This is a genomic window from Psychrobacter sp. 78a-MNA-CIBAN-0178 (assembly GCF_040309625.1).
GTDB classification, from domain to species: Bacteria; Pseudomonadota; Gammaproteobacteria; order Pseudomonadales; family Moraxellaceae; genus Psychrobacter; species Psychrobacter okhotskensis.
Genome location: NZ_JBEOOZ010000171.1, coordinates 1 through 251 on the forward strand (window position 1 = coordinate 1; position 251 = coordinate 251).

The 251-nt window shown below is 65.3% G+C and carries 1 pseudogene; it reads right to left on the reverse strand.

The window, feature by feature from the left end:
- Positions 1-251, reverse strand: a pseudogene (locus tag AAEY80_RS14720) (FAD-dependent tricarballylate dehydrogenase TcuA); the annotation flags it as partial.

Below are 251 nucleotides of genomic sequence, written 5' to 3' on the forward strand. Positions count from 1 at the left end.
GCCCCAGATCGCGTAACGCTTCGGCCAGAAATCTTCGCCTTCGTCGTAGAAGCGCTGCGCATCGCGGTTGACGACGATACCGAGCGACACGCAATCGATCCGTGTGCAGATGCCGCCGTCGTAGAGCGGCGCGCGCGCATCGATCGCGACGCAATGCGACTGCGACGGGTCGCCGATCGCATCCGCGCCGGCGTCGAGCATGGCCTTGAGCAGGACGCCCTGGTTGAAGCGCGTGCCGCGGATGAGGAAAT